Origin of the sequence: Chryseobacterium sp. MYb7, assembly GCF_002979455.1 — a bacterium.
Taxonomy (GTDB): domain Bacteria; phylum Bacteroidota; class Bacteroidia; order Flavobacteriales; family Weeksellaceae; genus Chryseobacterium.
In genome coordinates this window covers 60942-74468 of sequence record NZ_PCOU01000027.1, presented here as the reverse complement: position 1 = coordinate 74468, position 13527 = coordinate 60942, and the positions used below count along the sequence as shown (strand labels likewise).

16 protein-coding genes are annotated in these 13527 nt (G+C 33.7%); 7 read left to right on the top strand and 9 right to left on the bottom strand.

All coding sequences use genetic code 11. The features are described from left to right. Positions 1–210 precede the first annotated feature (210 nt). The 3 genes from CQ046_RS18790 to CQ046_RS18780 are packed head-to-tail and all read right to left on the bottom strand — an operon-like array spanning position 211 to position 2587. Positions 211–1224 carry a TQO small subunit DoxD gene (locus CQ046_RS18790; protein WP_105703756.1) on the bottom strand — a complete coding sequence of 338 codons (1014 nt, stop codon included), beginning with the start codon at positions 1222–1224 and terminating at the stop codon, positions 211–213. A 53-nt stretch (positions 1225–1277) separates the two neighbouring features. Then, on the bottom strand, positions 1278–1634 hold the full coding sequence (locus tag CQ046_RS18785) for a hypothetical protein (protein ID WP_123906649.1): 357 nt from the start codon (positions 1632–1634) through the stop codon (positions 1278–1280). Positions 1635–1672: 38 nt separating this feature from the next. Further along, positions 1673–2587, bottom strand: coding sequence for an alpha/beta hydrolase (locus CQ046_RS18780; protein ID WP_105703754.1), 915 nt, complete (start codon positions 2585–2587; stop codon positions 1673–1675). 816 nt (positions 2588–3403) lie between these two features. Between CQ046_RS18780 and CQ046_RS18770 the strand changes: the two genes are divergently transcribed. Beyond that, a complete protein-coding gene (locus CQ046_RS18770) occupies positions 3404–3721 on the top strand; it encodes a MazG-like protein (protein ID WP_105703752.1) in 318 nt (105 codons plus the stop codon). After that, positions 3721–4281, top strand: a complete 561-nt coding sequence (locus CQ046_RS18765; protein WP_105703751.1) for a DNA-3-methyladenine glycosylase I — start codon at positions 3721–3723, stop codon at positions 4279–4281. Before CQ046_RS18770 ends, CQ046_RS18765 begins: the two co-directional genes overlap by 1 nt. A 149-nt stretch (positions 4282–4430) precedes the next feature. On the opposite strand, the gene CQ046_RS18760 is transcribed toward CQ046_RS18765, so the two are convergent. Both CQ046_RS18760 and CQ046_RS18755 read right to left on the bottom strand, forming a co-directional pair. Further along, a complete protein-coding gene (locus CQ046_RS18760) occupies positions 4431–4940 on the bottom strand; it encodes a hypothetical protein (protein WP_105703750.1) in 510 nt (169 codons plus the stop codon). Between the two features lie 78 nt (positions 4941–5018). Beyond that, complete coding sequence (locus CQ046_RS18755) at positions 5019–5390, bottom strand: winged helix-turn-helix transcriptional regulator (protein WP_105703749.1); 372 nt, start codon at positions 5388–5390, stop codon at positions 5019–5021. Positions 5391–5481: 91 nt separating this feature from the next. Here CQ046_RS18755 and CQ046_RS18750 point away from each other — a divergent pair, with 91 nt between their 5' ends. Continuing rightward, positions 5482–6012 (top strand): NAD(P)H-dependent oxidoreductase, encoded by a 531-nt coding sequence (locus tag CQ046_RS18750; protein ID WP_105703748.1) that lies wholly within the window; start codon positions 5482–5484, stop codon positions 6010–6012. Between the two features lie 43 nt (positions 6013–6055). Here the strand turns inward: CQ046_RS18750 and CQ046_RS18745 are convergent, their stop codons facing one another. From CQ046_RS18745 to CQ046_RS18730, 4 genes are all read right to left on the bottom strand, one after another. Beyond that, a complete protein-coding gene (locus CQ046_RS18745; protein ID WP_105703747.1) occupies positions 6056–6508 on the bottom strand; it encodes a hypothetical protein in 453 nt (150 codons plus the stop codon). Next, the gene (locus tag CQ046_RS18740; protein ID WP_105703746.1) at positions 6505–6984 is read right to left on the bottom strand and encodes a hypothetical protein; all 480 of its coding nucleotides are present in this window, start codon (positions 6982–6984) and stop codon (positions 6505–6507) included. The genes CQ046_RS18745 and CQ046_RS18740 overlap by 4 nt, the downstream gene beginning before the upstream one ends. Before the next feature lie 57 nt (positions 6985–7041). Continuing rightward, positions 7042–8628 (bottom strand): patatin-like phospholipase family protein, encoded by a 1587-nt coding sequence (locus CQ046_RS18735; protein ID WP_105703745.1) that lies wholly within the window; start codon positions 8626–8628, stop codon positions 7042–7044. A gap of 159 nt (positions 8629–8787) precedes the next feature. Beyond that, the gene (locus CQ046_RS18730; protein ID WP_105703744.1) at positions 8788–9687 is read right to left on the bottom strand and encodes a CorA family divalent cation transporter; all 900 of its coding nucleotides are present in this window, start codon (positions 9685–9687) and stop codon (positions 8788–8790) included. Between the two features lie 73 nt (positions 9688–9760). Here CQ046_RS18730 and CQ046_RS18725 point away from each other — a divergent pair, with 73 nt between their 5' ends. From CQ046_RS18725 to CQ046_RS18710, 4 genes are all read left to right on the top strand, one after another. After that, positions 9761–10783: a 3-oxoacyl-ACP synthase III family protein gene (locus CQ046_RS18725; RefSeq protein ID WP_105703743.1), complete on the top strand. Its 1023-nt coding sequence runs from the start codon at positions 9761–9763 to the stop codon at positions 10781–10783. 791 nt (positions 10784–11574) lie between these two features. Beyond that, the gene (locus CQ046_RS18720) at positions 11575–11793 is read left to right on the top strand and encodes a hypothetical protein (RefSeq protein ID WP_105703742.1); all 219 of its coding nucleotides are present in this window, start codon (positions 11575–11577) and stop codon (positions 11791–11793) included. Between the two features lie 6 nt (positions 11794–11799). Beyond that, positions 11800–12270, top strand: coding sequence for a hypothetical protein (locus CQ046_RS18715; protein ID WP_123906648.1), 471 nt, complete (start codon positions 11800–11802; stop codon positions 12268–12270). Positions 12271–12667: 397 nt separating this feature from the next. After that, positions 12668–13465 (top strand): hypothetical protein, encoded by a 798-nt coding sequence (locus CQ046_RS18710; RefSeq protein ID WP_105703740.1) that lies wholly within the window; start codon positions 12668–12670, stop codon positions 13463–13465. Positions 13466–13527: the final 62 nt, after the last annotated feature.

The following is a 13527-nucleotide window of genomic DNA, read 5'->3' as shown; positions in this document are numbered from 1 at the left end:
TAATCAATTAATTAAAATAATAATATTGAATATCTAAAAACAAAAAGTCGGAAGAAAAAATCTTCCGACCATGACTAGATTTTAGTCCGCTTTTATTTTAATGAATTCATAGAGAAAATTCACTGTTGAATTTTGCTTTCCAAATGAATGATCAATTATCATAAAAAGTTTTAAACAGTCTCAAACTCTCAAACCCTCAAACTCGAATCTCTATTCAATCTTCTCCATCCACTCAATACCACTTACATCAATCAGTTTCAGAGCATCAATCTCACTTTTCTGAAGAATATCATCAATATTCAGAGTCACATCAGCTTTTGCTCCTAAAGGAATTACTAAACTGTGTTTCCCTGGTTTTACTTTAGCAACATAATGATTGTGTATACTTTCTTTTGGAAGTGTGGAGAGATCTTTATGATTAAATTCTTTTAAAATCTTTCCGTTTTTGTCCAGAATATGGACTCCTATTAAGAAAGATCCGTACACATCAGCACCTTCTGTTCTGTACACCTGAAATTTTAGATCCGAATTGTTATGAGAAATAGTTGAAATTTCCAGTTTTGGTTTTACTGATTTATTATGCAGCATTCCCCATACACCACCATGAAAATACTGATTGGTAAAAAGGGTTAATCCAAAGATAATCAGTGATCCTGTAAGTACAAAAGTTTTCGGTTTTGAGATAGGAAAACTTCCTGAACCCAGCCATTGAAACCATCTTTTCTGAGTGAAATTTCTGTTATGTTTTATGAAATAATAATCCATTGAATAAGGACCGCTTCCTGTAAGAAATAGTACAAATCCACCTGAGATTCCTAAGACCCCAATCTGCCATTCATCAAGACAGGTTGTTCCCAGCCAGCCGGAACCCAATAAAATCCCAAGAGCAAGACTGAAAATTCCAATACTCATTAAGCGGGTAAATAATCCAAGGATGATCAATAACCCGACAACTGCTTCAATAATGGTGAAGATCATCATAGATTGATGTAAAGCATCAGGATGGGTAACCAGATATTCAATAATGGGTTTTATTCCGAGGGCATTGGGTAAAAAATGATTGAATTTTTCTCCAATATATCCCTGTTCATCGGGAATAAGCTTGTTTTCGAGGATAAGTCTTCGCCAAAACGCTGAAAAGTAAGTCCATCCGATAACCATGCGGAGGGATAAAGTATATAATCCAGCCATATCCGAAGACGGGCTGTTTTTGATATTTTTCATTGAAATTAATATTATATTGTAAAAAACTGATTTTTAATGAGGCTTAAAAATTTTTAAACCAGATTAAGCTTCAGCCTTTTAAATAAAATATATTTCGGAGGGCTGTTCCCTGTAGAATGCCCTGAATATTTATTGAAAGAAATATTTTCTTCAACAGGGTTTCCAGTACCTGAATAAAAGCCAGGAAAAGAATCACTATATCGCTTCTGAACTTTATTTTTTAAAGCCGAAATTCCGGAGGAAGCAGATGCCGCATCACAACTGAAGGAAAGAGATGAAGTGGTTTTTACCTTATTCAAACCGCTGATGTACTGAATGTCAAAAATATCAAGAACATTTCTTTTTACAGAACATGGAGACAATGAAAACACCAATACAAGCATCGTAATGATGGCTTTATAGGTTTTCATATGAACTCTTGAATTAGGCATAATTACAAAGCTACACTTTATTTCAATGAAAGCTTAATGAATTGTAAAAAATCGTCCTGCTGATCAACAAATAAATAATGAGAACAGTTATCAATCAGTCTGAAGTTTTTCTTCCCAACAATATTTTTGAGATCAGCCATCTGTTTTTCTGAAAATATTCCATCATTCTTACCGTACACTGCAAAAATGGGAATACCTTTTTTTCGAGTGTCCTTTAAAATGGAAGTATTATCCAAATTGTTCTGAGACTCATTTTGATAAAATTTAAGGGGAGAATCAGGGTTTCTTATATTGTTTTTGTAAAATTCACCTGCTTTATATTCTGCTCTCAGCTTTTCACTTTCGGTGGTAGGATTGGGCATGTCAAAGAATCCAAGTTTTCCTGCCATGTCATAACATTTTTTTCTATAAGCTGCAGAATTTTTGTCCAGACTTTCTATTTCCAAAATTTCTTTAAGGTGGACAGGATCATTTTTAAAATGTTCTTTGGCTTGTTTTAAAATATGGTCGTAGGTTTCCTGTTGGGTAAATAAAGCTCCTGCAAGCGTAAGAGTTTTTACCTTCTCAGGAAATTGAGCTGTAAAAAGTGTTCCAATAATTCCACCAAAGCTATGGGCAAGAATATTTGCCTTTTTGATGTTGTAAGCTGTGTAAATACTTTTTAAATCCTCAAAACTTTCTTGGAATGTCATGGTGGCATTTCCATCTTTTGAACGTCCTTCACCACGCCTGTCATAAACAATCACATAAAATCCTTTATCGGCAAGCTTTTGAGCAGTAGTTCCTTCAAATAGAGTAGCGTTTCCACTTGGTCCGCCATGAATAAAAATAACAGGAGGGTTTTTCGGATTACCATAGGCTCTAGAATACAAATCCTGTGCTTTAAAGAATATTGAACATATAATGAAGAGAAGAGAAAACAGAAATTTCATGATCCAGTTTTTGAGTTCTCTAAACTACTGAATATTCTCTGATCGGAAGAAGATAAAATGAAGGGAATTATGATTACATTTAAAAATTAAAATCACTACTGATGAATAGTTGTCACAGTTCAGGTTTATCTTTATACCTTGCAAGTTTTAACTAAAAACAGAAAATATAGTGTAATGAGTTATATGAAACTGAGTGTTATAAAAATTATTTCTGTTTTATCATTTTTAATGATCTGCAGCGTAGACCGGGATGATCTTCCAGTATTTATTTATATAATTTTTGGATTATTTCAATTTATTAATGATATAGTCTCACTATCTTTTAGTCAGCATACTATTTTGTGGGAAGGAATTGCAATGATACCACTTATAGGAACTTTGTATATTTTCGCATCATCTGGAAAATTTAAAGATCGGTATCTTATGTTATTTTGTTTTATAGCATTATTATCAATACTCTTTTCTTTAATTGTTCCCAGTATATTTTATAAAGATAATATATCTAAATTACGGCTAAGCTTTATCATTCCTTTTATAATTTTCGTAATAGGTTCTATATATACACTGTTACTAGTTTTTAAAAATAATAAGGAATAAAATTCAATAAATCCCGGATCTTGTCCGGGATTTTCATTTATATTAAGAATTATCGTTAAACTTTTTATGAGAATGTTTTTTGGTTTTCTAAACTTCTAAATAGAAGATAAAATGATTGGAATTATAATTACATTTAAAAATTGAAAACACTACTGACGGACAGTTGTCACAGTTCCGGTTTATCTTTACCTCCTTATATTTTAAATAAAACAACAAAATATGGAAAACAATAATTTTAATACCATCATAAAACGTTCTTTGGATATCAGGGAAAAGTATCATCAGCTGGAAATAAAAGGTAACGGGACAGAATGGACACTGGAAGAGGATGCTCTTGCTTATCTTACGGATGCTGGGCTGGTAGGACGAAATATTATGTCTCATCAGAAAACGTGGCTGAAAAAAAATTCAGCGGAAGAACTGGAACATAAATTGGCAGAAAATATCTGGTGGCTGATTGTTCTGGCAGACCGTACAGGAATTGATATCAAAGAAGCCATGGACAAATTTTTAACTAAAACAGAAAATATAGTGTAATGAGTTATTGTTTAGCAATAGAAGGAATGCAGCCTGAAAGCAGAAAAGAACTGCACAAAAATTATCATGACAATTATTATGGATTTCCCATTCATGATGATAATGAATTGTTTGGGAGACTTATTCTTGAAATCAACCAGGCAGGACTTAGCTGGGAAACAGTTCTGAAAAAAGAAGACAGCTTCAGAAAGGCATATGATCATTTTGATATTCAGAAAATAGCAGCTTATACGGAAGAAGACCGCGAGAGATTATTGAGTGATCCGGGAATTATCAGGAATAAGCTAAAAGTGAACGCAGCGATAGAAAATGCAAAAACTATTATTGAACTGCAGAAAGAATTCGGATCATTTGAAAAATGGCTGGAATATTATCATCCCATGACTTTGCAGGAATGGATGAAGTTATTCAAAAAAACATTCAAATTCACGGGTGGAGAAATTGTCAATGAATTTCTTATGAGTACAGGATATCTGAAAGGCGCTCATCATGAAACCTGCCCGATTCACTCCAAGGTATTGGCTCAAAAACCTTTGTGGCAAAAGGTTGAGGGGAAATAGAATAAGGATTATTCTTCAATTAATAAGTCTTGATTCCTACCTTTAGATTTTTATCTGATATAAATCTAAAGATAGGAATCTCAGCTTTTTATATTCATTACTCTGCCAGAAAGCCTCAGAACAAAGAAATTGTATAAAGTGATGCTATTTTATTTCATGCTTCTTATCGAAACATCTGGTTTTTCACCTTGTGGAACAATGAAAATAGCATTATCACTGATGGTATCCCCTGGATCAAAATAATAGCTGCCGGTTACAGGAATGGTACTGGTAATGAATTTCCCAGATTTATCATAAGCAGAGTAGGTAACATTAATCATTTGCGCCTTCATTTTTAATTCTATCTTCTTAGAGGTCAGCCTGGCTCCGGTTGCATTAATACAGTTCAGCTCTACAAGGCCTATATTGCTTACAATTTGAGGAAAAGCAGACAGTCTGATGTTGTATGTTTTATCAGAATTATTTTTGATGGATGCAGAAACTTTATATCGATCATAGGATTTTCCACCGGATTCTACACTTTCTTTATTGAGGATATTGAAGGTAACAGCCATTCCATTGATATCGACTGTCTGGCCGTCTGAAATTTTTTGTGCATGTATATTTATTCCTAAAAATATAAATACAGGGAACAATAGTAAAGGGGTTAGATTTTTCATAGCATTGTTTTATGTATTTAAAGATAATTATTTTAATATAAAACAATGTAATGTAGATTTTTTTTAATTTTATAATCCTTATGCCTTGTTGTTTTTCATCAATTCTTGATGCTCCTTACCCCATTTTTCAAACTCAAGAATAATAGGTTTTAGTTTGTAACCTATTTCCGTAAGTTCGTATTCTACCCTTGGCGGAACTTCTGCGTATACCGTTCTGGTAATGATTTTGTCTTCTTCCAGTCTTCGAAGCTGAAGGGTAAGCATACGTTCGGTAATGTTCTGAAGCTTTTTTCTAAGTTCCCCGAATCTCATTTTCCCATTGATCAGATAACAGCAGATAGCCAATGCCCATTGTCCACCGATCGTGTTGGAAGCATAGATTTCCGGACATTCGTCAGCAAGCGCTTTTTTATTGGCAAAATTGGTTGAAGTTTCCTTTATTTTAGTCATTACTTACATTTTTTATAGTACCATACAATAGGTTGCTAATGTACGAAATGTAAGTTATGTGTTGTAATTTTGTAGTAGAAATTTAAACATAATGAAGACTTTAGTAATTGTTACACACCCAGATATTGAAAAATCTGTGATCAATAAAAAATGGATTGACGAATTAAAAAAATCCCCTGAAAAATATACTGTTCATCAACTGTACGAGGCTTATCCGGATGGAAAAATCAATGTAGCTCAGGAACAGAAGTTGATGGAATCTTATGATAAAATTGTATTTCAGTTTCCTTTTTACTGGTTCAGCAGCCCGCCACTTTTGAAACAGTGGCTGGATGAGGTGATTTTGTATGGCTGGGCATATGGAAGTACCAGTGGATTTAAGCTTGCTGGAAAGAAAATGTCATTGGCCGTTACGGCAGGCATAGATGAAGAGGCCTATACTGCATCCGGAGTATATAAATACACCATGAACGAACTTTTCAGACCTTATGAACTGACTTTTGATTATATAAAAGCAGATTACAAGGAACCTTTCGTATACTATGGAATTGAAAGAGATCCTTCAGATGAATGGATCAACAGAAGTGTTCCAATGTATCTGGATTTTCTAGATAACTTATAGTTATATGAAAAGTAAGTTGAACTTCCGTTTTTATGAGTTCAGCTTACTTTTGAATGTATTCAAATGGCTCGACATTCCAGTCCTGCACATATTTCTTTATCGTATTACTATCAATATTAAAGGGAACATCCTGATATTTCCAGCCATTTTTAGGAACCTTTAAATCTATAAGATAGTTCTCAATAGAGTAGATATCAAGAACTTTTGCATTTTTAGGTTTTATAGAATCGAAAATGATGAGGAATTTATCTCCTTTTTTGTAAGAACAATTTGTTGTTTTAAAATATATTTTATTACCAACCTGATATTTGTAATCTGTTCCTACACCATTATTGTTCTTTTGATGCCAATCAGTAACAGCCTCTCCAATTGTATATTTAGGAGCTTTGAGCATTTTTTTTACCCATAAATTCTCGTCGAACAAACAGAATATGATAAATACTAAAACGGATATTGCAAGAATAATATGAAATTTTTCTGAGATAAATTTTTTCATGTTCGATCAATATATTTTTCATTGAACTTTTGCAGATCTAACGCTTGCTCCTGGAAATATTCTTTAAACTTATCCGAAAGATTTTGATCTTTAAATTTTACAATAGTATATCCGCTGTCAAAAGCAATAATTTCTAAAATACTTTCCTGTATTAAAAATTGATTACTTTCCCAAGCCATAGAATCTTCAGCAGATAATCTGGAGATTAATGAAATATCTGGTTCAATATTATTTGGAACAGCTGATACTATTCCCCAAATGATCTGAGTATTACTTTGATAGAGCTGTTCAAATTCCGGATGATCTAAAACAAAATAATCTTCATCAAAATTAATAGGAAGCGGTTGGTCAGATATAAAATCTAAATCTGTCAAAACCCATTGATAAATTGTCAGATCATCCCATATTGGTTTTAATACTTCCTGAAGATGGGTATGGAATTTTACCTTTTTTGTAGTTCTGATAATCCAGTTCATCTATTCTTTATTTAAAATTCTGTTGATTTTCTTGTAATTCATATTACTATAAAATCCTTACCCCACCGTAGGCGTATCCTCCTCTTTCAGTATTTTTTTCTCCTTCATGGTAAGCAGCATTCTTTCGTATTTGTATTTTTCCCAGTTGAAGGTGTTGAGAAAATCAAGAGCCGCCTGAAAACCTCTGTTGAAAAGGTTTTCTTTTTCTTCATTTTTCATAAAGAAATTCAGCCAGCTGCTGGCACCACAGTTCACAGTCTGTATACTGTACAGTTTATAGAAAGTATGCTTGGTAAGAAATGTTTTATCATTAAAGCCTTTCAAAGTACTGATGATATTTCCTGCATAGCTGAAAGGAGTTTTGAGGATTTCTTCACTGGTTTTTCCTCTTTCAGAAAGGATTGCCGAATCACTCGTCAGCTGTACCCCAAAAAGGGGCATTCTCGGATAAAAAACTTCATCTGCGTGGAACAGGTCAATGGGGAAATTGGAAATACTCCCTCCATCAATGAAAACTCCTGCAGGATTAATATCTTCCGACTTCGTATTCATCCAGTATCTCCAGGCATATTTTACAGAAGTATCATCTTTATTGATTTGTTTCTGAAAAGGCTCAAAGAAAAATGGAACAGCCATAGACGCTCTTACAAACTCGGCGGGACTGATGTGTTTCAGCTCTTCCTCAGACCAATAAAGATTAGCCATTGTAGGAAGTTCTACCTTAATCTTAGCATTGATATCAGTCGTTATGACTACATATTCAGATTTAAGAAGGTAAAACGGATTGTTTTTATAATAATCGTTATTGACAGCACTTTCATAGAAGATTCTATAGCGGGTCTGGTCAATATGTTCCTGGTTTTTAATTTTAATCTTTTCGATGCTTTGCAAAGCCATCATATAATATTCCTGTCCGTTTCCATAACGGTAGTTGAGGTTGAGATCCTTTTCCTTTTGAATGAATTTTTCATTGAGGTGGGCAACTGTGCTTATTCCAAAACGTTCTAGTGCATCTTGCATGGTTTTCTGAAAAATATTCCCAGGATTCAGTCCGCTGTTTTCTTTCCTAAAATTATTGTACAGCTTTTGAATACAAAAAAAGAGAATGACAGCTGGAATCAGAGGAATTAAAAACATCAGTTTGGCATTCAGGATGGTAGTTGAAGGAGCCAAAAAAGGAATACTGATCAGGATAATAAACAGGATGGCAGCAATAACAGCATTAATTTTAAAGAAATCCTTGTTGTTAAGCATAGCATGCAGCGTAGTTTTTACATACGTCTTTCCATCCATAAAGTCTGCAAAATCCCAGCTGAAAAGAATATCCTTAATCAATTCACTTTTGGCTTCTTCTTTAGTTTTACACGAAGCAATAAGCATTGTATTAATCGCTCCGGCACTTGTCCCGGCAACTTTCAGAAAACGGATTCCAAATATTTCAAGCCCGTAAAGATAGCCTACCAATGCACTTCCCCAAACGCCGCCGCCTTCCTGTACAAATTCTACATACTGATTTCCATTGTGATCCAGAAGATCAGAGAACTCTTTGGCAGATATATTCTCGTGAAAAGCAAGCAGTTTATCTTTGGATACCTGTGAAAGAGAAGAATCTTCCAGAATTGTGTTGAGGTTCTCAGTGGTCATAGTATTGTATTTTGATGATGTATTGTCATTGCGAACCGCGGTGAAGCAATCTATAATCTAAATTAATCAACCGGTTTATATTGTATCGAAGATAAAATTTTTGCGTCTTACAATCTCAGATCATTTTATATTCTTATGCACCTTTGTGTTCGGGAAAAATTACCATTGTCTGCGTCTCACATAAATGAAGGTGCTGATTACAACTGTGGCCATTGCTCCCAATGTTATAAAATATCCATACTTATGATGAAGCTCTGGCATATTATCGAAATTCATCCCATAAACTCCTGCAATAAAAGTAATTGGTAAGAAATAAACAGAGTAGATCGCCAAAACCTTCATAACCTGGTTCGCCTTTTGATCCGAAAGAGCCAGGAACATCGAAATAAGGTTGGTGATCTGGATATTTAAATGATCAAAATCTGCCACTACATCTTTATGCTTATCTTTTAAATCCACAATTTCTGAATCCTGAAGATTGAGTAATTTAAACTTATCAATAGCATCTGTAGAAATGACAAGTACTCTTGAATTCAATCCCGATTTTCGCTTCAGCTTGTAAAGACGTCGGATTTGGCTGGTATGATTGGTGTTTTTAAGGAAAATTTCATTTTCAATATTGTCCATTGTTTCAAATAGACTCAAAGATTCGTCATCAAAACTTTTCATGATCAATATCGCAATTTTCAGCATGATCTGTTGTGGCGTAAGATCTTCCTGAATTAATGAAATCTGCTTCTTAGTCTCAGAAATACTTCTTGTTTTCATCCTGTGGATGGTAATAATGGTATTCTCTACCAGGAAAATCCCGATTTTGGTACTGATATCACTGATGGTATTGAGATTTTTTCTCTCCAGTTCCGTACTTTCACGAAGAAGAAAGAATTTTACACTTCCATCTTCTTCATACTTTGGAAGGTGGTTGGGGTCCATGGTATCTTCCAGAAGGAGATTGTTGATTTCATATCTTTCATGAAGAAATTTCAGGTCTTCTGCAGTAGGAGCCTCTACATCTACCCATTCACACTGGGAGGTTCTGTATATCGTATCAATTGGCATAAAGTAAAAATACTAATATTTTGAAAAAGTATGTGTTAAATAAGTTTTATCTTTGCGAAAATTAAAAAACTATATGATTAAAAGTACCATAAAAGGGGTAGGATTTTATGTTCCAGATAACGTTGTTACCAATGATGATTTATCAAAACTAATGACTACCAACGACGAATGGATTACGGAAAGGACAGGCATTAAAGAAAGAAGACATCGTAAAAATAGAAATGATTCTCAGGAAACAGCTGCTTATCTCGGGTTCAAAGCTTCTGAAAAAGCCCTTGAAAAAGCAGGTCTTACTGCTAAAGATATTGATTATATTGTTTTTGCAACACTTTCTCCGGATTATTATTTTCCTGGTTGTGGCGTGCTCCTTCAGGATATGCTGGGATGTGATACAATTGGAGCATTGGACGTGAGAAATCAGTGTTCTGGATTTGTGTATTCTATGAGTGTTGCGAATGCATTTATTAAATCAGGTACTTATAAAAATATTCTTGTGGTAGGAGCTGAGGTTCATTCTTTCGGATTGGATTTTTCTGACGAAGGAAGAGGCGTTTCTGTTATTTTCGGTGATGGAGCAGGAGCAATTGTTCTTTCTGCATCAGAAGATGAAAATGCAGGAGATATTTTAGCGATGAATATGCATTCTGAAGGAAAATATGCAGATGAATTATGTACACAGTTTCCGGGATCTAAATTCGGATGGAGTGACAGAATGAGAAAAGAACCGGAGAATGTTACCAATAAAGAAGTCTATCCTATTATGAATGGAAACTTCGTATTCAAACATGCAGTAACAAGATTTCCGGAAACTATGATGGAAGCTCTCAACAAAGCAGGAAAAACAATTGAAGATCTTGATATGTTCATTCCACACCAGGCGAATCTTAGAATTGCTCAGTTTGTTCAGCAAAAATTTGAACTGCCAGATGATAAGATTTTTAATAATATTCAGAAATACGGAAATACAACGGCAGCTTCTATTCCCATTGCATTAAGTGAAGCAATTGAACAAGGCAAAATTAAGCGAGGTGATCTGATACTTCTTTCGGCTTTTGGAAGCGGATTTACATGGGGTAGTGTATTGTTTGAATATTAATGACAATATAATAAGTGAAAAAGTTGAATGATGATCATTTGTTGATCTTATAATCTTTTAACCAAACAACGAACCGCAGAACTTTAGTTCTGCGGTTTTTTTATGCATCATCTGTTACATCATTTTTTAAATATAAAATTACAGTATTACATTTGTACACAAATTCGACAGTCAAATAATTTGGCTTTTATTATTGATTACGTTGAATCTTCGATTTCTGACGAAGGAAGATCTCATTAATAACCCAATATATTAGATTCTTAATTACGTTCACAGATCTTCAGCCTGTGTTCAGAATGATACTTTTGAGACAGCCTCTTTTTGTGATGTACTATGTGATCTTATAAACATTTATTTTTCATGAGAAAGAAAGCTAAACAGATTGATCATTTAAAATTTGATTTGAAACGACAAAAACTGCAATTATTTTAGAATCATGTTTAGTTAGTTCAAAGTATGTCTTTCAATAAGATTTACTTATGTTTCGATGGAAAATAGCGTAAATTATTGATTATTATTGTGTTAAATACGTGATGTATATTTGTTGTATTTTGTTTTGTTTAATGGAAAAAAATAGTTTAGACCAAAAAAATCAAGATAATTTTTTAATTGATTTAATTCTAATTCTATTGAGTAGAAGTTTAAAGTTAAAATAGATGCAAATGTTTTGTATAATACTTTCGAAAATAGAGTTGGAGCTTTGAAAGATTGAATGCTTATAGATAAATCTAAGCCATTTAGCATTTCTCTCTTTCTTTAGAAAAAGTCAAATAATTTTATAAATACAAAACATGAAAAAGAATTTATTATTCGGGATTTTATTAATTCCATCATTTTTTTTATCGCAAGTAGGAATTCAAACAATGACCCCGCAAAAAACATTGCACGTTAGCGGTTCCTTACAGGTAGTGAATGAAGTAAACGTAGGTGGAAATGCCACTACTGCAGGTTCATCGGGAACATCAGGGCAGATACTGACTTCTAAAGGACCAGGAGCCGCACCTGCATAGCAGACCTTGAATACGGTAAGTGGAAGTGTTAACAGCGCTATGTATGTAAAAGAGAAAGACGAAGCTACAGCTACAGCAGAACAGACAATTGATGTGCCACAACTTACAAAAACAATAACAGTACCTGCAGGAATGACCCAAACATTTTTATTTACTGTTTTGGGATATGCGACCAATTTTCCTAGTGGAGGAATTTCTTCACAAGGCGTATTTAGCTTAGTACAAGATGGAGTTAAAATATCTTCGGCTTATACATCAAAAGTAGGTAATTCTCCGGGGGGATTAGTTGATCTCCCTATTCCTGTAACTTTTTTAAAGTCAGTGTCACTTCCTGCAGGAACTTATACATTTAAGATTCAATATACGTCGTGGAGTGGTACTGCAAAAGTTAATGTGGACCCAAATAATTACGGTGGATATAATCAAGATAAAGAATGTATACTTACCAAAATGCAGATTTTAGTGTATAATAACTAAGAATTTTTAAAATATAATAAAACCCTGCAAAAATGATTTCTTTTGCAGGGTTTTTGTATTATCTGTTACATATTTTTCAATAATAGAATTGATATAGAAAAAAATATATACTTTATTGTTTTTTTTAAATATAAATTTGCAGTACACAAATGATGAGAAAAAATATATTAATTCCAGATTTTCCTCTTGCCTATTTTATGCACAAGTATGGATTAATTTATATGATAGTAGAAGTGATATGACTTAATATTCTTTGGTTGTGAAGGGATAATTTTTTAATTATAGAAATTAATAATATAGTCTTATACTATTATTGAAAAATCATATTGTATAAGACTATATTGAATATATATTATTACTAACTTTATATAGTTGAATTTATTAAATATACAAAAACATGAAGAAGAATTTATTATTATTTGGAATTTTTTTTGTTCCTTTAAATTTGTTTTCACAAGTTGGAATTCAGACACCAACCCCACAGAAAACATTGCATGTTAACGGTTCACTACAAGTAGTGAATGAAGTGAATGTAGGTGGAAACGCCACTACTGCCGGTTCAGCAGGAACATCAGGGCAGATACTGACTTCTCAGGGAGCAGGTGCAGCACCTGCTTGGCAGACATTGAATACGGTAAGCGGAAGTGTGAACAGTGCTATGTATGTACAGGGAACTACCGAAGCAACAATTAGTTCGGGAAGTACAGCAGATGTACCTGGAGTTACCCTGACAGCAACCGTTCCCGCCGGGAGAACTCAAACCTTTTTATTTACTATTATAGGGTATGCTGTAGAAAGTAACGGGACAAGTGCACAAGGGGTTTTTAGTCTTTTGCAAAATGGAACTAAAATATCTTCGGCATACGCTTCTAAAGCGGGCGTCTTTCCTAATAGTAGTCAGGGGTCCATGGGTACTACATCTGTTACGGTTAATATTCCTCAGCTTAATAATAATTATACTTTTAATACTGCATCGCTTCCTGCTTACTCATTAGGAGGATTAGCAAGTATGCCTGTTCCGGTAACTTTTCTAAAATCTGTTACTTTACCTGCTGGAACTTATACATTTAATGTTCAATATTCTGCATGGGCAGGAAGTGCAAAAGTTAATTTTAAGCCTACCACTTACAGTGGATATAACAATGATACAGAATGTATGCTGACTAAAATGACGGTTTTGATATACAATAACTAAGTAATTTTAAAACTAAAAAAACCGCAGAACTTCAGTTCTGCGGTTTTTGTTTTTAATTTTAG